Here is a 22615-nt window from a genome sequence, read left to right on the forward strand (position 1 = left end):
CGGTCTGGTCGAACATGTCGGCGGCCGTGCGCGCGCCCGAGGACACGTCGGACTGGAACGGGATGTGGTGGTACGACACCGCGGCGTTGCGGCCCAGCGGTCCGCGGCCGGTGAGTGCGAACTCCTCGGCCGATCTCAGATCGATCACCGCGCGCAGGCCGCCCGCCACGAGTTCGTCGGCCACCTGTGCCGGGATCGTGGAGAGGTCGTCGGCGCGCAGCGCGAATCCGGCGCGGACCGCACCACCGCCGACAGCGATGCCGCCCAGGTCTCGAAGGTTCACCGGCGGGCTGGCGAGGATGTCAGCGGGCGAGTCGGTCATGGTTTCCTCCTGACGGATGCGGGGTCGCGGCGGATGCGAGAGGTTCAGGCCCCGACGTAGACGGCCAAGTGCTCGCCGGTGAGCGTCGAGCGCTGGGCCACGAGGTCGGCGGGCGTCCCCTGGAACACGACACGGCCGCCGTCGTGTCCGGCGCCGGGACCGAGGTCGATGATCCAGTCGGCGTGGGCCATCACCGCCTGGTGGTGCTCGATGACGATGACCGAGTTTCCGGCATCCACGAGGCGGTCCAGCAGCGCGAGCAGGGTGTCGATGTCGGCCAGGTGCAGACCTGTGGTCGGTTCGTCGAGCACGTAGACCGCGCCCTTCTTGGCCATCGAGATCGCCAGCTTGAGACGCTGACGCTCACCCCCCGACAGGGAGGACAGCGTCTGGCCGAGCGTGAGGTACCCCAGTCCCACATCGATCATGCGCCCGAGCGTCGTGGCGGCGGGACCTTTCGTGAAGAACGCCGCCGCGCCGGATGCCGACATCGCCAGCACCTCGGCGATGTTCTTTCCGTCGAGCAGGTACCCCAGCACGTCGTCGCTGAACCCGCTGCCCTCGCACAACTCGCAGCGCGTCTCGACCGACTGGGTGTAGCCGAGATTGGTGATGATGATGCCCAGGCCCGTGCACGCGGGGCAGGCGCCCTCCGAGTTCGCGCTGAACAGCGACGGCTTCACACCGTTCGCCTTCGCGAAGGCGGAGCGGATCGCGTCGAGGATGCCGGTGTAGGTCGCCGGACTCGACCGGCGCGACCCCTTGATCGGAGCCTGATCGACCACCACGATCTCGTCCGATCCGGGGAGGTAGCCGTGGATGAGCGAGGACTTGCCCGACCCGGCCACACCGGTGACGACCGTGAGGATGCCCAGCGGCACGTCCACGTCGACATCGCGCAGGTTGTGCCGGGTGGCGCCACGGATCTGCAGGGAGCCGGTCGCCGAGCGCACGGCATCCTTCAGCGCCGCCCGGTGACCCAGGTGACGCCCGGTGGGCGTGTCGGCGGTGCGCAGTCCGGCGACGTCGCCGACGTAACAGATCCGCCCGCCGTCGCCGCCCGCGCCCGGGCCGAGGTCGACGACGTGGTCGGCGATCGCGATCACCTCGGGCTTGTGCTCGACGACGAGCACGGTGTTGCCCTTGTCGCGCAGTTGCCGCAGCAGCCGGTTCATGCGTTCGATGTCGTGCGGATGCAGGCCCGCCGTCGGTTCGTCGAACACGTAGGTCATGTCGGTGAGCGCGGAACCGAGGTGCCGGATCATCTTGATGCGCTGCGCTTCACCGCCGGAGAGCGAGCCGGATGCCCGGTCGAGCGAGAGGTACCCGAGACCGATGTCGAGGAACGACGCGACGGTCTGACGCAACCCTGCGATCAACGGCGCCACCGACGGGTCATCGACGGTGTCGAGCCACGCCGCCAGGTCGGTGATCTGCATCGCGGCGACCTCGGCGATGTTCACTCCACCGACCAGCGACGACCGGGCACCGCCGTTCAGGCGTGTCCCGTCGCAGCCGGGGCACGGCAGGAATCGGACGGCGCGGTCGACGAACGCGCGGTTGTGGGGCTGCAGCGCGTCGCGGTCCTTCTGCAGCATCGACGCGGTCACCTTGGGCACGAGACCCTCGTAGGTCACGTTGATGCCGCCGATCTTGACCTTCGTGCGCTCCTTGTAGAGAAAGTCGTGCAGCTCCTGCTCGGAGTATTCGGCGATGGGCTTGGCCGCGTCGACGAACCCGGATTCGGTGAAACCCCTCACCATCCAGCCATCGGCTGTGTACCCGGGAACCCGGATCGCCCCGTCCGCGAGGGACAGCGACCGGTCGAGCAGCTCGTCGAGGTCGATGTCGCTGGCCTGGCCGAGGCCCTCGCAGTCCGGGCACATGCCGCCGGTGATCTCGAACGAGCGACGCTGCCTCTTCCCCTTGTCCTTGCCGACCTTGATCGTCACGGCGCCCGCGCCGGCGACCGAGGGCACGTTGAAGCTGAACGCCTGCGGCGACCCGACGTGCGGGGCACCGAGGCGACTGAACAACAATCGGAGCATGGCGTGCACGTCGGTGACGGTGCCGACCGTGGACCGCGCATTGGAGCCCATCCGCTCCTGATCGACGACGATCGCGGGGCTGACGTTCTCGAGCGCGTCCACGTCGGGCCGGGTGAGCTGCCCCATGAACTGCTGCACGAACGTGGGGTAGGTCTCGTTGATGAGCCGTTGCGATTCGTTCGCGATCGTCCCGAACACGAGCGACGACTTCCCCGACCCGCTGACGCCGGTGAAGACGGTCAACCGACGCTTGGGGATCTCGACATCGACCCCGGTGAGGTTGTTCTCACGCGCGCCGACGACACGGATCACGTCGTGCGCGTCGGCGCCGTGCTCGCTGGTCATTCGCCCTCCCGCCACGACGTTACCGCCCCGAGTGTCCTCACCGGAGCGAGTGTGCAGGAGTGCGGGGCATGCTCACTCGGCGCGCCAGCACCCCGCGACGTGGTCGTCGACCATGCCCGCCGATTGCATGAGGGCGTACATCGTCGTGGAGCCGACGAACCGGAAGCCCGCCTTCCGCAGCGTCGCGCTCATCGCGTCGGATGCCGGGGTGTTCGCGGGCACGTCGGCGAGGCGTTGTGGCCGAGGGCGGGAGCCGGGTGCGAACGACCACATGAGAGCGTCGAACTGGCCCGGCGCCATGTCGCGCACGATCGCCGCGTTGCCGATCGTGGCGTGGATCTTGGCCCGGTTGCGCACAATGCCGGCATCCGCCAGCAACCGCGCCACGTCGGCGTCGTCGAACGCCGCCACAGCAGCCGGGTCGAACCCCGCGAACGCCTCCCGGAACCGGTCACGCTTGCGCAGGATCGTGATCCACGACAGGCCGGCCTGAAAGCCCTCCAGGCTCAGTTTCTCGAACAGCGCCCGATCGCCGTGCAGCGGCGTGCCCCACTCCTCGTCGTGGTAGCGACGGTACTGGTCGTCGTCGCCGACCCAGCCGCAGCGCGCGCGGCCGTCCGCGGTGACGGCGAGGTCCTGAACCATCACGCCAGACTACTGCGCCCTCGCCATGGCGCGGCCCCGCCCGACCACGGGGCCGGAAAGGTGGCCGATGGTCCGAGGCGGTTCCCCACCCGCCCCAGACCATCGGTCACGTCTGGGGGAGCGCTTTCTCGGGCGTCGGTGCCCGACCGGACGCGGCGAGCGCCGCATAGTGGTCGCGCGCCTCGTCCTGCCGCTGTTGCTCGGCACCGGACGCGATCGGCGCCCGCACGTGTTCCGGGGCGAACCCGAACGCGTCGACGAGGTCTTGCGCGTGCGGGCGCAGCCGGCCGCACAGCCGGTCGATGTACCGGCCCACGGCGGCGGCGCGCTGGGCCGACAGCCGGCCGTTGATGAGATACCAAGCGAGGTGCTTCTCGATCACCCACAACCCGAACAGATCGCGCAACCAGGTCAACACCTGGCGAGTGCCCTCGTCGTGGATCTTCTGCAGGGCGTCGGTGAATGCCTCCCACTGCAGCAGCTCACCGTGCGCCCGCGCGGCCTCGATCAGCTCGGCCTGATTGGCGTTGAACAGCGCAGCGGCCTGCTCCTGATCGGCCTTCGCGGCGGGACGCAGCCGCTCGGCGATGTCGGCGACCATCTGCTCCACGCGGTCGGCGAGGAGTTCGTGCTGCTGGTCGCCGCGCAGCCCCCGTTCCACCGAGCGTGCGGTCGAGCCGAGGTCGGCGACGGCCTGGCCGAGCTGGCGCAGCCCCGCGCCGTGGAACACCTTGCCCGCGGTCTGGCCGACCACGTACTTGGCGAGGGTCGCCGCGTCGGCGGTGCGGAACTGCGTCGCGTAGTCCGAGAGCAGGCGCTTTCCGACCAGCTGCAGCAGGATGTTGTTGTCGCCCTCGAACGTGGCGTACACGTCGAGGTCGTGGTGCAGTCCCACGAGGCGGTTCTCGGCGAGGAACCCGGCACCCCCGCACGCCTCCCGGCAGTCCTGGACGGTGTCGAGCGCATTCCACGTCGACAGCGGTTTGAGCGCGGCAGCGAGGGTCTCGAGGTCTTCGCGCTGTTCGGGCGTATCGGTGGTGCCCCCGAAGACGCCGTCGAACTTCTGCAGCAGCTCGTCGTGCGCGAAGTACTGCGCGTAGGTCTGCGCCACGCGCGGCAGCAGCCGCCGCTGATGCTTGCCGTAGTCGAGCAGGACGACCTCGTCGGTGCCGGACCCGGAGTCGAACTGGCGGCGCTGGTTGCCGTAGGTCACCGCGATGTACTCGGCCAGGGCCGCTCCGATCGTGGCGGCGCCGTCGAGGGACACCCGCCCCTGCACGAGCGCGCCGAGCATCGTGAAGAAGCGCCGCCCGCGGCTGGTGATCGGGCTGGAGTACGTGCCGTCGACGGCGACGTCCCCGTACCGGTTGAGGAGGTTGGTGCGGGGAATGTGCACCTGATCGAAGTGGAGCCGACCGTTGTCGATGCCGTTCAACCCGCCCTTGACCCCGTCATCCTCCCCGCCGATACCGGGGAGGAAGACGCCGTCGTCGTCGCGCAGCGGCACGAAGAAGCAGTGCACGCCGTAGTTGACGCCGCCGGTGATGAGCTGGGCGAACACGGTCGCGGCCTTGCCGTGCAGCGCGGCGTTGCCGAGGTAGTCCTTCCACGCGCCGCGGAACGGGGTGTGGATGACGAACTGCTCGGTCTGCGGGTCGTAGGTCGCGGTGGTGCCGATCGCGGCGACGTCGGAGCCGTGCCCGGTCTCGGTCATCGCGAACGCACCGGGGAGCTTCAGCGACATGACATCGCTCAGCCAGGCGTCGTGGTGCGGTTTCGTGCCGAGCTGGTGGATCGCCGAACCGAACAGCCCCCACTGCACCCCGGATTTGATCTGCAGGCTCGGGTCGGCCAGCACGAGCTCTTCGAACCCGGCGAGGTTGGCCCCGTTGCTGGCCTGCCCGCCGTACTCGGTCGGGTAGGCGCGGCCGGATGCCCCCTGCTCGACGAGCAGGTGCAGTTGCTCGACCACGCGTTCGCGGTGCTCAGGCAGGGGCAGCCCGTCGATGCCCCAGAACGCGGAGTCGGTGATCATCTCGCGGGCCTCGCGGCGGGTGTCGGCCCACGTGCCCAGGAGCATTCCGGTGACCGCGGCGATGTCGATCCGCGGTTCGTCCGCTTCGGCGGCCGAGTGCGCCGCCGTCGGGGCGCCGCCGACGGGGGTGCGGCGATCGGTCGCGGGAGTATCGGGACGGACGGGGGCGTCGGGCATGAGCGACCTTTCGGCGAGGAACGGGAGCATGCTCGACGGTAGGACTCCCACAAGCATCACTCAAACCGGTTGCATGTTTCCTCCAACCTGTGGGAACCATGCCCCGCGGCCGGATTGTGCAGTGCGCACATCCGGCCGCATCCGCGCCCCGGGCGCGCGCTACAGCCCGCGCCCGCGCAGCCGCGCGGGCCAGATTCCGGCCTTGCCGGGGTTCAGCACCCCGTTCGGGTCGAGGGCGTCCTTGAGCCGCTCGTTCACGCGCCGCTGGATGTTGTCGTTGAACGAGTAGGTCGACGCGATGAGGTCAGCGACGGCGTTGTGCCCGCGGTACTCGCCGTAGCCGTCCTTCGCGCCCTCGGTGATGAGGGTGCGCGTGAGCTCCAGGGTCTCGGCGCGCGCCGCCTCGTCCTGGGTGTCGTACAGCAGCAGCGCGATGTGGTGCATCTCGCGCAGACCGATGGCGAACTGCGCCGCGTAGTCCTTGTGGAACCGGTCGGACGTCGTCTTCACGTCGAGGAACTGCCGGTAGGCGTCGGCGCCGTCGGGTGCCGAGATCGGCGAGAAGCCGAGGTGACCGCCGTTGGGCACCCAGTCCAGAATGGCCGCCTCGGCGGTCGTGGGGATGCCTGTGTTGATTTTGTGGCGGTCGTGCAGCGTGTGCGCGCCGCGGTCGTCGTCGGTCAGCGGACGGTCGGCGGTGGTGAAAAAGCGCGCGCCGGGAATCTGCAGGAACGCGCTCTTGATGATCTCGAGGTACTGGGCGACCACCGGCTCGGGACCGTAGCAGGTGCCGTAGAAGTTCCAGTAGCCGAGGTTCAGGTCCCGCTTCATCCGGTCGATGACCTCGTCGGGGAGGGGACCGTCGCCGTCGTACCAGTCGGCGCGTCGCGAGACCTGACCGGCGTCGAGGATGATGTTGCGCAGCACCCCGATGTTCTGCAGCGGAGCCATGTTGATCCGGAGCGGGAACATCGTGTCGATGATCGTCGGCAGGTCCTCGGCCTTGTCGAACGTGATGACGAAGGTCTCCGCGAACGGCGGCGGCTGCATGAGCTGGATGCCCATCTTGGTGACGATGCCGAAGTTCGACTGCTCGAACAGTCCGTCGATGTGCGGACCGAATCCGGCCGGGTTCAACTGCCACGTGTTCGCACCGTTTCCGGGGAGGGCACCCGACCCGGTGCGCAGCACCTCACCGTCGGGCAGGACGATCTCCATCCCCGAGCGCCACGCGGCGTGGTTCCCGTACGGCGTGTACCCGACGCCGCGCTCCATCGTGTTACCCACGATGGAGCCCCACGCCAGGTCGGGCGCGTCGATCTGCAGGTTGCACCCGTGCTCAACCAGGTACTCGTGCAGCTGAAAGTACGTCACGCCGGGTTCGACCAGCGCGTAGCCATACTTGTCACTGACCTCGAGGATGCGGTTCATGCGCCGGCCGAGGTGCACCACGACGGTGCCGCCCACGCGGGGCGACGAGCCGCCGTAGCCAAGGTTCTTGCCGGTGGAGATCGCGTGCAGCGGCACGAGGTAGAGGTTGGCGATGCGGACGATCTCGCTGACCTGTTCGGTCGTGTCGGGCATGATGACGGCGCCGGGGGTATAGGTGTCATCGCCGGTGACGGGGAAGGCATCCTTGTAGGGCGCCACCTGTTCGGGGGTGTCGAGAACCCATTCGTCGCCGACGACGCGGCGGAACTCGGCCAGCGCGGCGTCGAAGTCGGCTTCGCTGACGTCGGGCGGCAAGACCCGGGCGGTGGTGGTGGACGACATTGTCTCTCCTGTTTCTGTTGCGGATTGGAGGGGTGGACGGTGGTGGTCAGTCGAAGACGATCACCGGCTTGACGGTGACGCCGGCGTGCATGTCGTGCACGGCCCGCTCGATCTCGTCGAGCCGGTAGGTGGCGATCAGCCGTTCCAGCGGCAGTCGGCCGTCTGCGTGCTGCCGCACCAGCTCGGGCACGAGCGTCTGCGGCAGGGCGTCGCCCATCGTGACGCCTACCAGGCGCTTTCCCGTGAGGATGCCCTGGATGTCGACGGGGATCTCGGTACCCGGCGGTGGCGCGCCGCACACCGCGACGATGCCGCGGGTGCCGAGCGCGTCGAGCGCGGTGCGCGCGACCTGCGGGTTGCCGGTGGTGTCGAACGCGGCATCCAGTCCCGCGCCCGCCGTGATCTCGGTGAGCTGCGCGACGAGGTCGTCGGCGCAGCCGTCGAGGGCGTGGGTGGCGCCGAGCTGGCGGGCCAGGTCGAGCCGCTCGGGAACAATGTCAACGGCGACGAGGATGCCGGCCTCGCGCTGGGCCGCGGCGAGGACCGCCGACAGTCCCACCGCACCGGTGCCGACGACCGCGAGGCTCTGCCCCGGCTGGAGGTCGAGCACGTTCCAGACCGACCCGAAGCCGGTCTGCACACCGCATCCGAGGGGAGCCAGTGTGGTCAGATCGGCGTCGCCCGCGACCTTCACGATGCTGCGGCGGTCGGCGACGGCGTACTCGGCGAACGACGACTGTCCGAAGAAGTGCGACCCGATCGGGGCACCCCCCTGGGACAGCGCACTGGTGCCGTCATCGCGGGCGCCGTCGAAGATGTTGCGTGGCAGCCATGTGCGGCAGTACGCGGGATGCCCGGTCGCACACCCGTCGCACGACCCGCACGAGGTGAAGCTCAGCAGCACCCGGTCGCCGGGGACCACCTCGGTGATGTCGTCGCCGACGCGCACGACCACCCCGGCGCCCTCGTGCCCGAGGACACCCGGGGCGGGGAACGGGATGCCGCCGAAGCGCACGCCGAGGTCGGTGTGGCACAGGCCCGTGGCGACCAGGCGCACCAGAACCTCGTCGGCACGGGGCTCGCCGACCTCGATCTCGCGGATCTCGAATGGTTCGCCGGGCGTGGGGAGCACGGCCGCGCGGGCCGCGACGCTCACCGGGCATCCCCGGCGAGGGCGATCGTGACCGACTTGGTGCGGGTGAACGAGGTGAGCGCCTCCGGTCCGCTCTCCCGGCCCCACCCCGACGCGCCCACGCCACCGAAGGGGACGGCGGGGTCGAGCAGCCCCCAGCCGTTGACCCACACGATGCCCGCGCGCAGACGCGCGGCGACCCGGTGCGCCCGGCTGATGTCGCCGGTCTGCAACCCCGCCGCCAGCCCGTAGGCAGTGCCGTTGGCCAACGCGACCGCTTCGTCCTCGGAGTCGAACGGCTGCACCGTGAGCACGGGCCCGAAGATCTCCTCCTGCACCGCCGCGGCGTCGGACGGGAGGTCGGCCAGCACGGTCGGCGCGTAGTAGTAACCGCCGTCGAGGTCGATCCGCTTCCCGCCGGCGACGACGCGGCCGCCCGCTGCCACGGCATCCTGCACGACCCCGTCGACACGGTCGCGCTGCGCCGCGCTGATGAGCGGTCCGATGACCGTGCCTTCGTCGGCCGGATCGCCCAGGGGGACGCCGCCGACCGCGCCGGCGAGGATGCCGAGCACCGTGTCGTAGACCGGCCGCTCGACGAGCAGGCGCGGACCGGCCATGCAGAACTGACCGGTGTTGAACACGAACGCATTGATGACGGTGCCGATGGCCGCGTCGAGATCGGCATCGGCGAACAACAGGTTGGCGCCGTTGCCGCCCAGCTCGGCGGCCATCGGCTTGAGGAGTTCTCCCGCCGTGCGTGCCACCTGGCGTCCGACCGCCGATGAACCGGTGAAGGCGATCGCGTCGACCCCAGGGTCACGTATGAGCGCGTCGCCCAGGTCGGGGCCGGGGCCGGTCACCAGGTTGTAGGCACCCGCGGGCAGGCCCGCGTCGGCGAAGACCTCGGCGAGCAGCTGCGCGGTGAGCGGCGTCTGCGGGGCCGGTTTGTGGACGACGGTGTTCCCCGCGGCCAGGGCCGGGGCGAGCTTGGAGCTGGAGAGAATGAGCGGGAAGTTGAACGGACTAATCGCCGCGACGACGCCGTGCGGCTCTCGGCGGGTGTATGCGAACGCAGGCAGCGGCGTCTCACGGACGGCCCCGTCGAGGTGCTGGGCCAGGCTCGCGAAGTACTCGAACTGGTCGGCGGCCGTGGGCACGTCGATCATGCGGGCGAACGTCAGCGGCTTGCCCACGTCGACGCTCTCGGCTTCAGCGAACTGCTCCGCGCGGTCCCGGATGAGCGCGGCGACCCGCAGCAGCACGCGAGAGCGCTCGCGGCCCGAGATGCCCGACCACACGCCGTCGTCGAACGCGGCGCGGGCGGCGCGCACGGCATCCGCCGCGTCATCGAGGGTGGCCGCGCCGGCCCGGCCGATGACGGCGCCCGTCGCGGGGTCGTCGATGTCGTATCCGTCGGGGGTGTCGCGCCAGGCGCCGCCGATCCAGACGGCGCGGCGGGGGGTCGGAAGGGCGGTGGTCATGCGGTTCTCCTCGTCGAGACTCGGTGAGAGATCGGGTGTGTGTGGGATCGTCCGTCCGCCGCGGCACGGCGGGCAACCGTGCGTTCGCATTTCGGATGACCTCACCGCCGGAATCGGCGACGTTCGCGCCCGGCCGTTCGCATTTCGGATAGCGCCGGTTCCGCTTCGGGCCGGGCGCTGTTACCCTCGCCTCAGTCCGAGACCGGGGCCCGGACGTTGACGGAACGACGAGGTTGCGCCGTGACCCACACCCTCATGCTGGCGACGCGTGCCGTGGACGAAGCGCGCGCGTTCGGCGGGATGGTCTATCACGAGCATGGCCTGCGCACCTACGACTCCGACGACGACTTCGGCATGCGGCTGCGCGCTTCGCGGATCGGCCCGGTGGTGATCGGCACGCTCGAATACCGGTCGCACGTGCGCATCGAGGCCCCCCGGTACGTCGACTCGTACCAGGTCAACCTGCCGCTGACGGGGGCGGTGTCGATGACCTACGGCGCCCGCACCGCGGCGGCGACGCCGCGCACGGCGATCGTGCACGGGATCTCCGCCGCCACGGCGATCGAGGGCTGGTCGGTGCCGACCCGCCTGCTCGGCGTCAAACTGCTGCGGTCCGGGCTGGAGCGGCAGTTCGCCGAACTGACCGGCACACCCGCGGGCCGTCCGATCGAGTTCGACGGGCGGCTCGACGTCACCTCCCCCTCCGGGCGCCTGTGGGCGGCTCTGGCCCGCCGACTGGAATGGTGGGCACGCGCCGACACGGCCGAGGACGAGCTCGTCGGGCCGACGCTGGTGCGCGCCCTGGTGGACACGCTCCTGCGCGCCGCGCCGGGGACGCACACGGCGGACGTGGAACGGGCGTCCCGCACAGACGACCCGGCATCCCTCGCTCTGGCGATCATGCACGCCCGCGCCGCGTCGACGGTAGGGATCGCCGACATCGCGGCGGAGGCCGGCGTGGGGGTGCGCACGCTGGAGAAGCACGTGCAGGCCCGATGGGGCCGCACGCCGTCGGAGCTGTTGCGCACCCTGCGGCTCACCTATGCGCGGCGCGAGCTGTCGCACACCCCGCCCGGTGAGGCGAAGATCGCCGCGACCGCGGCCCGCTGGGGCATCCCCCACGCCGGGCGATTCGCCGCCCACTACGCCGATCTGTTCGGCGAGTCGCCGTCGGCGACGGTCGCCGCACACCGGAGTGAGCCGTAGCGGGCGCCGCGCAGCCCCCGGAAATCTGCAGTACTCCGGATGCAGGATGCTGAACCAGTCCGGAGATGCGCGGATCTCCGGAGTTGTGCAGACACTCAGGGCACGGGGCTCGCGCGCGCAACCGCGGAGATCTGCAGTTCTCCGGATGCGGGATGCTGAAACAGTGCGGATCTGCGGAGTTGTGCAGACGGGCGAGCCTACTGCGGGCGGGGGCCGGCCTCGTGGAGCGCCTCGGCGCGGGTCTTCAGCGCGGCGGCATGACGTTGCAGGCCGTCTTGGACCAGCCGCAGCGGCGCGAATCGCACCAGCAGTCCGTGCAACGCCTCCGTCGTCTCATACCGGGTGCCGCCGGGTGTCGCGGCGAGCCGCTGCTCGCGGAGCCCGCGCACCAGTCCGAACGCGGCGATCGGGCCACGGTAGGCGTAGGCGAAGAACGCGCGCCCATCCGCGGGCGGGTCGAGCCGGGTCACCCGCTCGGTCGTGCGGGTGGTCGATCCGGTGCGCCACCGCACATGCAGCCGGAGGTCGTCGCCGACCCGCGCCGGGCGCCCCACCGGGCCGTCGATGCCGGTGACGAACGGATTCCACTCCCCGTACCGGCCGATGTCGGTCACCACCTGCCACACCGTCCCGATCGGGGCGGCGATGTCGGCGGACGCGTGCGCCGGTGCCGGGGTGAACAGTCCGGGGGCCACGCGCCCAGGCTACCGGCATCCCCCGCGAAAGGCCCGGCGGACTGGACAATGAACGCCGACGATAGGACCGCACGCCCCGAGTGCGGGGCCCGCGACGTCCGCGCGGCTCAGAACAGGCCGCTGATGCGCCCGTCAGCGGTGACGTCGATCGACTCGGCGGCGGGGTGCGCGGGAAGGCCCGGCATGGTCATGATGTCACCGCACACCATCACGACGAACCCGGCGCCGGCGGCCAGGCGCACCTCGCGGACGTCGACGATGTGCCCGCTTGGTGCACCGCGCAGGGCGGCATCCGTCGAGAAGGAGTACTGCGTCTTGGCCACGCAGACGGGGAACGCGCCGTACCCCTCGTCCTGCAGCCGCTGGATCTGACGGCGGACGGCGGCCCCCGCGGAGATGTCGGCGGCCCCATACACGCGCTGCGCGACGGTGCGCATCTTCTCCCACAGGGTGTCGTCGTCGGGGTAGGTGAACGCGAAGCGCGACGGCTCGGCGCACAGGCGCACGACGTGGCGCGCCAGGTCTTCGGCCCCGGCACCGCCGTCGGTGAAGTGCGTCGCCGCCACCGCGGTGCCCCCGGCGGCGGTGACGACGTCCAGGAGCGCGGCGACCTCGGCATCCGTGTCTTCGGCGCGACGGTTGACGGCGACCACCGTCGGCAGCCCCCAGGTCTCGTGCAACGTCTGGAGGTGGCGCCGCAGATTGACACAGCCGCGCTCGGCGGCCGCGACATCTTCGGCGGGCAGGTCGGCGACGGCGACCCCGCCGTGGTATTTCATGGCCCGCACCGTGGCCACGAGCACCGCCGCGTCGGGCCGGAGGCCGGATTCGCGGCAGAGGATGTCGACGAATTTCTCGGCCCCGAGGTCGGCGCCGAACCCCGCCTCGGTGATGACGTAGTCGGCCAGGTGCAGCGCGGCATCGGTGGCGATGAAGGAGTTGCAGCCATGGGCGATGTTGGCGAAGGGCCCGCCGTGCACGAACGCGGGGGTGTGCTCCAGCGTCTGGACGAGGTTGGGCGCCAGGGCATCGCGCAGCAGCGCCGCCATGGCCCCGTGCGCGCCGAGATCGCGCGCGCGGATCGGATGCCGGTCGCGCGTCGCGCCCACGACGATCTCACCCAGCCGATGCCTCAGATCGGCGAGGTCGGTCGCGAGGCAGAAGATCGCCATGACCTCGCTGGCCACGACGATGTCGAAACCCGCCTCGCGCGGGGTGCCGTTGCCCGGTCCGCCCAGGCCCGTCACGACCTCGCGCAACGCCCGGTCGTTGACATCGAGCACACGGCGCCACGTGATGCGGCGCACATCGATGCCGAGGGCGTTGCCCTGCTGGATGTGGTTGTCGATCATGGCGGCCAGCAGATTCGTCGCGGTCCCGATCGCGGCGAAGTCCCCGGTGAAGTGCAGGTTGATGTCCGCCATCGGCACGACCTGCGCATACCCGCCGCCGGCGGCGCCGCCCTTCATGCCGAACACGGGCCCGAGCGCCGGCTCGCGTAGGCAGATCATGGGATGCTCGCCGATCCGGCGCAGAGCGTCGCCGAGGCCGACGGTGGTCGTGGTCTTCCCCTCCCCGGCGGGGGTGGGTGAGACCGCGGTGACCAGCACGAGTTTGCCGCGCGGGTGATCGGCCAGCCCGGCGAGGTGACCGAGCGAGACCTTGGCCTTGTCGTGGCCGTACGGGACGAGGACGTCGCCCGGGATGCCGAGCTCCCCCGCGATCTCGGCAATCGGGCGCAGCGTGGCCGCCTGCGCGATCTCGATGTTGCTCGTCATCGTCGACCTCCGGTCCCCGGCATCCTCGCCCGTCTTCCCCGCGGCCAGCCTAACCCCGGCCGCCCCGCCGTCGGCGGTGGGACGCGGCGCGCGCAGGGTGGACAATGGGGGGATGGGGCTGTTCACACATCGGCCGGAAGAACCGACGGAGTGGGCGGGGCTGCCCGCGGAACCGGAGCGGCCCGAGACCGAGGCCGAGCGGCTGCGGGATGCCACCTCCCCCGCGCTGAGCGATCTGCTGGGCGCGGGCGCGCTCGGTTCGATCGAGATCGCGGTCCCCGCCACGGATGCCCGGGACGAGCCTCCTCCCGCCTGATCGGATCGCACCCGGGTGGGAACGTCAGCGGTGCCGGTGATCAGTCGAGGAGCGCCACGCCGAAGCCCGCGACCACGTCCCGGACTTCGGCGAGGTACCGCTGGGCTTGTTGTGTGAGCGGCACCGCCGAGTGACCGATCCACCCGATCTCGATACGTTCATCGACATCGAGCGGGACGGCCACGATGCCGGGGTCGAGATCGTCGCTGACGATGCCCGTGGAGATCGTGTAGCCGTCGAGCCCGATCATGAGGTTGAAGATGCTCGCCCGGTCGGACACCCGGATCTCCCGCGCACTCGACAGCGTGGAGAGGATCTCCTCGGCGAAGAAAAACGAGTTGTTCGCCCCCTGGTCGAAGGTGAGCCGTGGGAGGTCGACGAGGTCGGCGAGGGTCACACGCTCCCGGGTCGCAAGCGAGTTGCGCCGTGAGATGAAGATGTGCGGCTCGGCAACGAAGAGCGGCTGGAACGCCAAACCGGAGTCCCGGAGCAATTTGTCGATGACGTTCCGGTTGAAGTCGTTTCGGTAGAGGATGCCGAGTTCGCTGCGCAGTGTCCGGACGTCCTCGATGATGTCCCACGTGCGCGTTTCCCGGAGCGAGAACTCGTACTCCGCGGCATCGGTCCCCTGCACCATACGGACGAACGCTTCGACGGCGAACGAATAGTGCTGCGTCGACACTCCGAGCAGGCGGCGCAACGGCGGCCGTCCGAGGTAGCGCTGCTCAAGGAGCACGACCTGCTCGACGACCTGCTTGGCGTACCTGAGGAATTCCGCGCCATCGGCGGTGAGGGTGACCCCACGGGCCGAGCGGACGAGCAGATCCCGCCCGACACGGGTCTCCAGATCCTTCATGGCCGCGGACAACGTCGGCTGCGCGATGTACAACAGATCGGCTGCCGCGGTGATCGACCCCTCCGCGGCGACCTCGATGAAGGACTGAAGCAGGTGCAGCGTGATGCCGCCCGGTCGCCTTGCCATAGCCCAAGACTATAGGTATCCATAGCGACGTCGAGTTACCCGATGCCTCGTCGGTGCCCGCACGATAGACGGACCGATGTCCACAAGGCCCTCCCGGCCTCCCCGCCCCGGATTGGCCTTCTCATGGCGAATGAACTCGCGTTCCGCATCACCACCACCGCCTTCGATCAGGACTACTCACCGTCGAGCACCTCACGCCAGACCACGAACTTCGCAAACCTGGCTCGCGGCGAGCACCGCCGGCAGAACCTCCGGAACGCGTTGACGATGATCGACCGCCGGTTCAACGACCTCGCACACTGGGACAACCCGAACCGCGACCGCTACACCCTCGAACTCGACATCGTCTCGGTCGAACTTCAGCTCGCCGCCGACGACGACCAGGGCTTCCCGCTGCTGGAGGTCCTCGACATCCGCATCGTCGACCTCGTGACGGGCAGGCGTCATCGTGGCATCGTCGGGAACAACCTGTCGTCCTACATCCGTGACTTCGACTTCAGTGTGCTGCTCCCGGCGGCACGCGGCGCAGGCGGCCCCACGGTGCCCGCCGACTTCGGTGACCTGCACGGGAAGCTGTTCCACCACTTCCTCGACTCCCCCGCCTACCGCGATCGATTCCCGCTGCCGCCGGTCATCTGTATCAGCGTCTCGACGAGCAAGACGTATCGTCGCACCGAGAACCACCATCCGATCCTCGGCGTCGAATACCGGCAGGACGAGTCCTCCCTCACCGATGAGTACTTCGCCAAGATGGGCCTGCAGGTGCGCTACTTCATGCCGCCCGGGAGCGTCGCGCCGCTCGCGTTCTACTTCCACGGCGACCTGCTCGGCGACTACTCCACTCTGCAGCTCATCGGCACGATCAGCACGATGGAGACGTTCCAGAAGATCTATCGACCCGAGATCTACAACGCGAACTCGGCAGCCGCGAGCATCTACCGGCCCAGCCTGGAGCGGCAGGACTACTCGCGGACGCAGATCGCCTACGATCGCGTCGAGCGCGAACAACTCGCGCTCACGCAGGGGAAATACACGGAGGAGCACTTCGTGAGGCCTCACCGCGAGGTGCTGGACCGGTGGGCCGCCGAGTACGCCGCCCCGGTGCGGTGACCGGCGAAGGGCCGTCGATCATGCACACGCTCCTCCCCACCGCCATCGTCGGCAGTCTGCCCAAGCCGGCGTGGCTCGCGCAGCCCGAGACGCTCTGGTCACCGTGGAAGCTCGCCGGTGACCAGCTCATCGAGGGCACGCACGACGCGTTGCGCCTCGCCGTCCACGAGCAGCACCGAGGCGGCATCGACATCGTCAGCGACGGTGAGCAGACGCGCCAGCACTTCGTGACGACGTTCATCGACCACCTGGACGGGGTCGACTTCGAGCGGCGCGAGACCGTACGGATCCGCGATCGATACGATGCGAGCGTGCCGACCGTGGTCGGTGCGGTGACCCGCAGCGCGCCCGTCTTCGCCGACGACGCGCGATTTCTCCGCCAGCAGACCGACCGGCCGATCAAGTGGGCCCTCCCGGGCCCGATGACGATGGTCGACACGCTGTACGACCGCCACTACAAGAGCCGGGAGAAGCTGGCCTGGGAGTTCGCGACGATCCTCAATCAGGAGGCGAAGGACCTCGAGGCGGCCGGGGTCGACATCATCCAGTTCGACGAACCCGCCTTCACCGTCTTCTTCGACGAGGTGAGGGACTGGGGCGTCGCCGCACTGGAGCGCGCCGCGGAGGGCCTGCGTGCCGAGACGGCCGTGCACATCTGTTACGGCTACGGGATCACCGCGAACACCGAGTGGAAAGCGACGCTGGGTTCGCACTGGCGGCAGTACGAGGAGTCGTTCCCACTGCTGCAGCGCTCCACCATCGACATCGTCTCGCTGGAGTGTCACCACTCCCACGTCCCGATGGAGCTGATCGGGCTCATCCGCGGCAAGAAGGTCATGCTCGGCGCCATCGATGTTGCCGACGCGAGCATTGAAACTCCGGCGGAGGTCGCCGGCACGCTCCGGCGGGCACTGGAATTCGTCGACCCGGCCAAGCTCATCCCGAGTACCAACTGCGGTATGGCGCCCCTGCCACGGGCGACCGCCCTCGACAAACTGAGTGCTCTGGCAGCGGGCGCAGCGATCGTCCGCGCCGAACTCACCGCGGTCAGTCCGCCGCGATGACCTCGAGAACGGCCTCCCCGTAGGCCTCTCGCTTCTTGGCGCCGATGCCGGTGATCCCCTCCAGCGCGGCCACCGACCGCGGGCGGTGTTCGGCGAGCGCGCGCAACGTCGCATCGCCGAACACGATGTACGCGGGCACGCCCTGTTCCTTCGCGACGCCCGCGCGCCAAGCACGCAACGCTTCGAACAGGTCGCGGTCGCCGTCGCCCACGGCATCCGCCGCCGGCGCCTTGCGCACCCGCGCACCGCCGCCGCGGCCGAGCACGTCGCGGCGCAGCGGCACCGGCTCCTCACCGCGCAGCACCCCCGCTCCCGGCTCGCCCACCGCCAGCACGCCGTACTCGCCGCGCGCGACGAGGACGCCGCGGGCCAGCAGTTGCCGCACGACCGAACGCCAGTCCTGGTCGGACAGGTCGGTGCCGAGCCCGTAGGTCGACAGCCGGTCGTGCCGCTGCTGGCGGATGCGCTCGGTCTGCGCACCCCGGAGGATGTCGATGAGATGCCCGGCTCCGAACGCCTGACCCCGCTCGCGCTGGAGCCGGATGATCGTCGACAACAGCTTCTGCGCCGGGATCAATCCGTCCCAGGTGTCGGGCGTGGTCAGGCAGGTGTCGCAGTTGCCGCAGGCCTCGGAGGCCTGCCCGAAGTATCCCAGCAGGTTCACGCGCCGGCACGACACCGTCTCGCACAGCGCGAGCATCGCGTCGAGGTGCTGCCCCATCCGCATCTTGTAGGTGCGGTCGCCGGGGCTCTGGTCGATCAGCCGCCGCTGCTGCACGACATCGCCCAGTCCGTACGCCATCCACGCCACCGCGGGTTCGCCGTCGCGCCCGGCACGGCCGGTCTCTTGGTAGTAGCCCTCGACCGACTTCGGCAGGTCGATGTGGGCGACGAAGCGCACGTCGGGTTTGTCGATGCCCATCCCGAACGCGATCGTGGCGACCATCACCACACCGTCTTCACGCAGGAACCGCGCCTGGTGCGCCGCGCGCATCTCGGCGGGGAGCCCGGCGTGGTACGGCAGCGCGTCGATTCCCTGCCCGCGGAGGTGCTCGGCGGTCTGCTCCACCGACTTGCGACTGAGCGCGTAGACGATGCCGGCGGCGCGCTCGCCCTGTGTGCGGATGAACTGCACGAGCTGGCGGCGCACCTCGGTCTTCGGCTCGATGCGGTACTGGATGTTGGGCCGGTCGAAGCTCGCGACGAAGTGACGCGCGGCCGGCAGACGCAGCCGGTCGGTGAGCTCGTTGTGGGTCTCGCGGGTCGCCGTTGCCGTGAGCGCCATCCGGGGCACCCCCGGGAACCGCTCGTCGAGGTCGCCGAGCGTGAGGTAGTCGGGGCGGAAGTCGTGCCCCCACTGCGAGACGCAGTGCGCCTCGTCGATCGCGATGACGCTAAGCGTGCCGCGTTGCAGCAGCGCGGTGGTCTGCGGCACGCTGAGCCGCTCCGGCGCGACGTAGAGCAGGTCGAGGTCACCGGCAAGATACGCCCGTTCGACGCCGGCCCGCTCGGCAGGACTCTGCGTGGAGTTGAGGTATGCCGCACGCACGCCGTTGGCGACCAGGGCATCCACCTGATCGTGCATGAGGGCGATCAACGGCGAGACGACCAGTCCGGTTCCGGGGCGCACCAGGGCGGGCACCTGATAGGTGATGGACTTGCCGCCGCCGGTGGGCATGAGCACGACGGCGTCGCCGCCGGAGATGACGTGCCGCACGATGTCGGCCTGATCACCGCGGAACGCGTCGTAGCCGAAGACCTCTTTCAGTACGGCGAGCGGTTCGGCACCGGTGTGATCGGCGACACGGAGGACGGTGGGGGCGACCGCGGTCGGGGGCGCCGACCCGCCCGCACGATCGCGGGTGGATCGAGCCAGGGCACCGGCGTACCCGTCGAACTCCGGCGGCGGCGCGGCCGGATCGTCCGGGTCGTCCGGCGGCACGAGATCGTCCGGATTCCACTCCAGGTCGGCGTACGGGTCGTCCGCCCACTCGCCGTCCGTTCCACTCACCCGGTCCACGATAGTCGCGGCATCCGACCCCGGTGATTGCTCACCGTGAGGACGGATGCCGGCGTGGCGAGCGGGGCGCGGGGCGCGGGGCGCGGGGCGCGGGGCGCGGGGCGCGGGGCGATTCAACACCACTTCTGGGCGAGAGTGCGCACCACCGTCGCGTTGCGGTTGGTCGCGTCGCCGAGCAGCGGGGTGACGCCAAGGGGATCGACGTTGCCCGCCTGGTACCCGGGCTCGAGCAGGGCATGGACGGCGCGCCCGCGGACGAGCATCCGCCCCACGTCCGGGCGCGAGCGCTTTTCAACGGCGGCTTCGGTCTCCGCGCTGAGACGCTCGGGCAGCAGATAGACGTAATGCCGGGCCAGGCCCGGATACTCGGCATCCAGCCGCGCGGTCTCGGTGGCCACCTCGGCGAACTCGCCGGCTGGGAACACGACAGTCGGCACCTCGAAACCACGGTCGGCGGCGAACGCGGTCCGCAGACTCTGCGCGATCCGCGCCACCGACCGCATCCGTGTGTCGAACCCCACGTTGCCGGTGTTGAGGTGCGTGTCGACATCCTCGAAACCGGCCTCGGCGACGACGCGGCGCAGGTCCGCCTTGGGGAACACGCGCTTCGCGCCGAGGTTGATCGCGCGCAGGAACGCGAGGTGTGTGGCCATCGTCCCATTGTGGCCCGGAGCCCCGCGCCCGGAAACCCGCGAGACGACAGCGAGACTATCGAAACGACCCGGTTTGCGCGCGGTCTCGATAGCGCGCGTGCGGTCTCGCGGGGCGGCGGGAGGGGCGCGGCGGGAGGGGGCGGCGGGCGTGGCGGGGCGGGGGCGGGTCAGAGGCGGGTCACCTCGGACACCGTCACTGCGGCGGCACCGGACTCAACGGATGCGGCGAGATCCACCGTCGCGCGGATGCGCCAGTCGTGATGGCCTTCGGGGTCGTCGATCGTCTGCTCGACCACCCACCGTTCGGGATGCTCAGTGATCTCGCACAGGCGGGGTGAGCGAGCGGGACCACCGGTGAGGATCTCGTCGTGCTCGTCGTAGTAGGCGTCCAGCACGGCCGGCCAGCCGACATCCGGGTCGAGCTCGACCAGCGTGTCGTCGTCCTGCAGCGCCGCCAACTGCACCCGCCGGAACAGCTCGTTGCGCACCAGGACGGTGAACGCGCGCCGGTTCGCGACGACCGACGGGGGCGCGGGCGGCACGACGGGGGCATCCGGGTCTGCCGCGGGGTGGGCCAGTGACTCCCATTCGTCGAGCAGGCTGGAGTCCACCTGGCGCACCATCTCGCCGAGCCACGCGATCACGTCGGTCAGGTCGTCGGTGCGTAGGTCCGCCGGGACGGTCTGCCTGATCGCCCGGTACGCGTCGTTGAGATAGCGCAGTACCAGCCCCTCGCTACGGCCCAACTGGTAGAAGGAGACATATTCTCCGAACGACATGGCCCGTTCGAACATGTCGCGCACGACGGACTTCGGGTGCAGTTCGAAGTCGCGCACCCAAGGCTGGCTCGACGCGAACACATCAAACGACTGGGCCAGCAGCTCGGCGAGCGGCCGCGGGTAGGTGATCTCTTCCAGCAGCGCCATCCGCTCGTCGTAGTCGAGCCCGTCGCGCTTCATCGCCGAGACCGCCTCGCCGCGCGCCCGGTACTCCTGCTGACTCAGGATGGCGCGCGGGTCGTCGAGCGTGGCCTCGACCACACTCACGACGTCGAGCGCGTAGTGGCCGGTTCCGGCATCCGCGCGCGGCTCCCCGGTGCCGCCCCCGGTGCCGCCCCCGGGGCTGTCGTGGATTCGGAGAACGTCGCCGGATTCGGAGGATTCGGGCTGGTCGGCCCGAATCTGCGGTGAAGCTCCGAATCCAGTGACGGGGGCGGGCGGGATGCCGGGGTCGAGCAGGTCCAGGGCCGCGAGCGCGAAGGGGCTCAGCGGCTGGTTCAACGCGAAGTTCGGCTGCAGGTCGACGGTGAGGTGCACGCCGGATGCATCCACCTCCACGACGCCGGCGGCGCGCAGCGTGCGGAAGATCGCGAGGGCCCTGCGAGCCATGTCGTAGCGCCGCGCCCGCGGTTCGTGATTGTCGAACACCAGCGAGCGGACATTGCCGAACGCGTCGCCGCCGCGCGCGATGATGTTGATGAGCATCGCCGCCGTCAGCCGAAGCTGCGGCGTGAGCGGTTCGGGTTCGGCCGCGATGAGACGATCGAACGAGCCCTGACCCCAGTTGACGACGCCGGTCGGCGCCTTCTTGCGGACGATCTTCTTCCGCTTGGCGGGATCGTCCCCGGCTTTCGCGAGCGCGACGGCGTTGTCGATCTCCCACTCGGGGGCCATGACGACCACGTTGCCGTACGGATCGAATCCGGCCCGGCCCGCCCGCCCGGCGATCTGGTGGAACTCGCGGGCGGTGAGCTGACGCATGCGTGTTCCGTCATACTTGCTGAGCGCCGTGATCAGCACGGTGCGGATCGGCACGTTGATCCCGACGCCGAGCGTGTCGGTGCCGCAGATCACCCGCAGCAGGCCACGCTGGGCCAGGGTTTCGACGAGACGCCGGTAGCGCGGCAGCATCCCGGCGTGATGGATGCCGATTCCGGAACGCACCAGTCGCGACAGCGTCTTGCCGAATCCGGTGGTGAACCGGAACCCGCCGATCGCCTCGGCGATCGCGTCGCGCTGCGCGCGGTCGGCGACTTTGACGCTGGCGAGGGCTTGCGCGCGCTCCACCGCGGCGGCCTGGGAGAAATGCACGATGTAGACCGGGGTCTCGTGCTCTTCGAGCAGTCCGGCGACGAGTTCGTGCGCCGGGCGGCGTTCGTACGAGAAGTGCAGCGGGACCGGCCGCTCGACGCCGGTGACCAGCGCGGTCTGGCAACCGGTGCGCCGGCTCAGGTCGTCGGCGATCTCGGTGACGTCCCCGAGGGTCGCCGACATGAGGAGGAACTGGGCGCGCGGCAGCAGCAGCAGCGGCACCTGCCAGGCCCAGCCCCGCTCGGGGTCGCCGTAGTAGTGGAACTCGTCCATCACGACCTGGTCGACGTCGGCATCCGCCCCCTGCCGCAGCGCGAGGTTGGCGAGGATCTCGGCGGTGCAGCACACGATCGGTGCATCGGGGTTGACCGAGGAATCGCCGGTGACCATGCCGACGGCATCCGCCCCGAAGACGTCGACGAGGGCGAAGAACTTCTCGCTCACGAGCGCCTTGATCGGGGCGGTGTAGTAGGTGCGCCCGCCCCGCGCGAGGCACGCCGCGTGTGCGGCGACGGCGACGAGGGACTTACCGGTGCCGGTCGGGGTGGCCAGGATGACGTTCGAGCCCGAGACGAGTTCGATGATCGCCTCGTCCTGCGCCGGGTAGAGGGTGAGCCCCTGCGCGGCGGCCCACGTCACGAACCCGTCGTAGACGGCATCCGCCCCGGTCCCGACCGGGATGAGCTCAGGAAGCGTCGCGGTGTCGGTCACCCTCCGAGTCTGCCGGATGCCGCGGCCCG

At 70.1% G+C, this 22615-nt stretch carries 17 protein-coding genes; 4 read left to right on the forward strand and 13 right to left on the reverse strand.

The annotated features are described in order from the left end of the window. From ACK5KK_RS14705 to ACK5KK_RS14735, 7 genes are all read right to left on the reverse strand, one after another. Positions 1-322, reverse strand: a 322-nt coding sequence (locus ACK5KK_RS14705; RefSeq protein ID WP_416890830.1) for a tyrosine-protein phosphatase, incomplete at its 3' end; no start/stop codon positions are given. Positions 323-366: 44 nt separating this feature from the next. Next, entirely contained in the window at positions 367-2715 is a 2349-nt protein-coding gene (locus ACK5KK_RS14710; protein WP_416890831.1) for an ATP-binding cassette domain-containing protein, read from the reverse strand. 72 nt (positions 2716-2787) lie between these two features. Further along, positions 2788-3360, reverse strand: a complete 573-nt coding sequence (locus ACK5KK_RS14715) for a DNA-3-methyladenine glycosylase I (RefSeq protein ID WP_416890832.1) — start codon at positions 3358-3360, stop codon at positions 2788-2790. Positions 3361-3466: 106 nt separating this feature from the next. Next, positions 3467-5572 (reverse strand): acyl-CoA dehydrogenase, encoded by a 2106-nt coding sequence (locus ACK5KK_RS14720; protein ID WP_416890867.1) that lies wholly within the window; start codon positions 5570-5572, stop codon positions 3467-3469. Between the two features lie 159 nt (positions 5573-5731). Further along, on the reverse strand, positions 5732-7345 hold the full coding sequence (locus tag ACK5KK_RS14725; protein ID WP_416890833.1) for an FAD-binding oxidoreductase: 1614 nt from the start codon (positions 7343-7345) through the stop codon (positions 5732-5734). A gap of 46 nt (positions 7346-7391) precedes the next feature. Then, entirely contained in the window at positions 7392-8501 is a 1110-nt protein-coding gene (locus ACK5KK_RS14730) for an NAD(P)-dependent alcohol dehydrogenase (RefSeq protein ID WP_416890834.1), read from the reverse strand. Beyond that, the gene (locus tag ACK5KK_RS14735) at positions 8498-9961 is read right to left on the reverse strand and encodes an aldehyde dehydrogenase family protein (RefSeq protein WP_416890835.1); all 1464 of its coding nucleotides are present in this window, start codon (positions 9959-9961) and stop codon (positions 8498-8500) included. Before ACK5KK_RS14735 ends, ACK5KK_RS14730 begins: the two co-directional genes overlap by 4 nt. Positions 9962-10201: 240 nt before the next feature. Between ACK5KK_RS14735 and ACK5KK_RS14740 the strand changes: the two genes are divergently transcribed. Further along, positions 10202-11167 carry an AraC family transcriptional regulator gene (locus ACK5KK_RS14740; protein WP_416890836.1) on the forward strand — a complete coding sequence of 322 codons (966 nt, stop codon included), beginning with the start codon at positions 10202-10204 and terminating at the stop codon, positions 11165-11167. Between the two features lie 197 nt (positions 11168-11364). Here ACK5KK_RS14740 and ACK5KK_RS14745 read toward each other — a convergent pair whose 3' ends face one another. Together ACK5KK_RS14745 and ACK5KK_RS14750 are read right to left on the reverse strand one after the other, a co-directional pair. Further along, entirely contained in the window at positions 11365-11862 is a 498-nt protein-coding gene (locus ACK5KK_RS14745; protein WP_416890837.1) for an SRPBCC domain-containing protein, read from the reverse strand. Positions 11863-11969: 107 nt separating this feature from the next. Then, positions 11970-13640: a formate--tetrahydrofolate ligase gene (locus ACK5KK_RS14750; protein WP_416890838.1), complete on the reverse strand. Its 1671-nt coding sequence runs from the start codon at positions 13638-13640 to the stop codon at positions 11970-11972. 112 nt (positions 13641-13752) lie between these two features. Here ACK5KK_RS14750 and ACK5KK_RS14755 point away from each other — a divergent pair, with 112 nt between their 5' ends. Next, positions 13753-13956, forward strand: coding sequence for a hypothetical protein (locus tag ACK5KK_RS14755; protein ID WP_416890839.1), 204 nt, complete (start codon positions 13753-13755; stop codon positions 13954-13956). Positions 13957-13996: 40 nt separating this feature from the next. Here ACK5KK_RS14755 and ACK5KK_RS14760 read toward each other — a convergent pair whose 3' ends face one another. Then, complete coding sequence (locus tag ACK5KK_RS14760) at positions 13997-14938, reverse strand: LysR family transcriptional regulator (RefSeq protein WP_416890840.1); 942 nt, start codon at positions 14936-14938, stop codon at positions 13997-13999. 123 nt (positions 14939-15061) lie between these two features. Here ACK5KK_RS14760 and ACK5KK_RS14765 point away from each other — a divergent pair, with 123 nt between their 5' ends. Both ACK5KK_RS14765 and ACK5KK_RS14770 read left to right on the forward strand, forming a co-directional pair. Beyond that, the gene (locus tag ACK5KK_RS14765) at positions 15062-16048 is read left to right on the forward strand and encodes a putative oxygenase MesX (protein WP_416890841.1); all 987 of its coding nucleotides are present in this window, start codon (positions 15062-15064) and stop codon (positions 16046-16048) included. 20 nt (positions 16049-16068) lie between these two features. After that, a complete protein-coding gene (locus ACK5KK_RS14770; RefSeq protein WP_416890842.1) occupies positions 16069-17112 on the forward strand; it encodes a methionine synthase in 1044 nt (347 codons plus the stop codon). Here ACK5KK_RS14770 and recQ read toward each other — a convergent pair. The 3 genes from recQ to ACK5KK_RS14785 all read right to left on the reverse strand — a co-directional run bounded on the left by recQ (position 17096) and on the right by ACK5KK_RS14785 (position 22586). Then, positions 17096-19123 (reverse strand): DNA helicase RecQ, encoded by a 2028-nt coding sequence (gene recQ / locus ACK5KK_RS14775; protein WP_416890843.1) that lies wholly within the window; start codon positions 19121-19123, stop codon positions 17096-17098. The genes ACK5KK_RS14770 and recQ overlap by 17 nt on opposite strands. A gap of 122 nt (positions 19124-19245) precedes the next feature. Beyond that, the gene (locus tag ACK5KK_RS14780; RefSeq protein WP_416890844.1) at positions 19246-19785 is read right to left on the reverse strand and encodes a DUF1697 domain-containing protein; all 540 of its coding nucleotides are present in this window, start codon (positions 19783-19785) and stop codon (positions 19246-19248) included. 167 nt (positions 19786-19952) lie between these two features. Beyond that, positions 19953-22586 carry a DEAD/DEAH box helicase gene (locus ACK5KK_RS14785; protein WP_416890845.1) on the reverse strand — a complete coding sequence of 878 codons (2634 nt, stop codon included), beginning with the start codon at positions 22584-22586 and terminating at the stop codon, positions 19953-19955. Positions 22587-22615: the final 29 nt, after the last annotated feature.

Source organism: Microbacterium sp. (assembly GCF_047972865.1).
Classification (GTDB): domain Bacteria; phylum Actinomycetota; class Actinomycetes; order Actinomycetales; family Microbacteriaceae; genus Microbacterium.